This window comes from Candidatus Obscuribacterales bacterium (assembly GCA_036703605.1).
In the GTDB taxonomy this organism is placed as follows: Bacteria; Cyanobacteriota; Cyanobacteriia; order RECH01; family RECH01; genus RECH01.
Window position 1 is genome coordinate 1 of the sequence record DATNRH010000300.1, and the last position, 1,399, is coordinate 1,399.

1 protein-coding gene is annotated in these 1,399 nt (G+C 57.2%); it reads left to right on the top strand.

Features of this window, described 5'->3' with window-relative positions:
* Positions 1-295: 295 nt before the first annotated feature.
* Positions 296-1,399 (top strand): hypothetical protein (locus V6D20_06370; GenBank protein HEY9815411.1); only part of this gene is annotated, 1,104 nt, incomplete at its 3' end.

The following is a 1,399-nucleotide window of genomic DNA, read 5'->3' on the forward strand; positions in this document are numbered from 1 at the left end:
CAGGGACCATCCTACAACACGTCTTCGTGATGCTGATGTCGCTGCTGTTGTCAACACACTCACAACAGCGTTCACCAAACTGAGCTGACTCATGGTGGCCTCCCCCACTCCAGTGCCCTCCCCCCACCCTGTGGCGAGGCCACTAGTCATCTCTCCGGTCAAGCGCTCACTCCGCAAAGCCCCAGCTGCAATCAAGGTCCATTTCGCCACTGCACCCCCCTCAAAGCGCCCGGACTCGCGACCTTCCCCAGTCAACACCCAAACCCGGCCCCCGGCCCCACCATGGGAGCCCACCATGGCTCCCACCGAGATCCCGGATCTCTCCACTCTCAATGACACTCACAGTAAGTCACTCCAACAAGCTAACCGCGGTTCCATGTATCCCGGAATGTTTGCCTCTCTTCATCCTGCAGGTCCCATGCTCCACCAGTATGGCACTACCGGTACCCCTGTCGACATTGCTGCTGACTGGACCATCGACCAGCTGGACCAGGCGGTCGCCTACGGCTCCCATCCCTCTGCCCGAGCTCCGGAAGCAGCCCAGTGTGTCCGGGACGAGGCCTTGGAAAAGGTCAAACTAGGCTACTGTCGTGTTGTCAAATGGAGTGACATGCGTCAAGCTCTCCTCAAAGGCCAACAGCGCACCAAGATCAGCCCCCTAGCCGCCATTCCCCACAAGAGCCGCAAGTTTCGTATGCTCCTTGACCTCTCTGCCAAAGCTCGCCGCACTGAGTCCATGCGCAACAACATGGGCACAACTGTTAATGACGCCACCAACAAAGAAACGGCTCCGCTCCACTCCATGGCCCAACTTGGATCAGTTCTCCCACGAATCATCTTCCAGATGGCCACCCTCTCCGAAGAAGCTGGCCCTATCATGAGTGTCAAGTTTGACATCAAAGACGGTTTCTGGCGCATGGCTGTGCCTCTTGATGCGGAATCTGAGTTCTGTTATCCACTGCCCAAGTTGGATCCCGTCGAAGACACCCACATTGTCATCCCTGCCTCCCTCCAAATGGGCTGGACGAGTTCGCCCCCTTTCTTCTGTGCTGCTTCCGAAACCGGTCGCGATATCGCGGAATGGCTTCGCTTGTTTGACCACTTACCGGCTCATGTCATGGAAGATGCCACTCTGGCTCCCACCGATCCCCAACTCCTTCACCCTTTCATCATCCCCTCCCACTGGACCGATGCCGACTATGCAGCCTACCGACGCCAAATCGAGTACCTACTGGAGATCTTCGTCGATGACTACATTGCTCTAGTCCAAAGCCAGGACCCTGAAGTCCTCCGCCACCACTCCAGAGCCCTCCTTCACACCATCCATCAGATATTCCCCAGTGCCCCACTCACTGACATTGCCAATGACCCAGTCTCCCAAAAGAAACTCCTCGAAGGC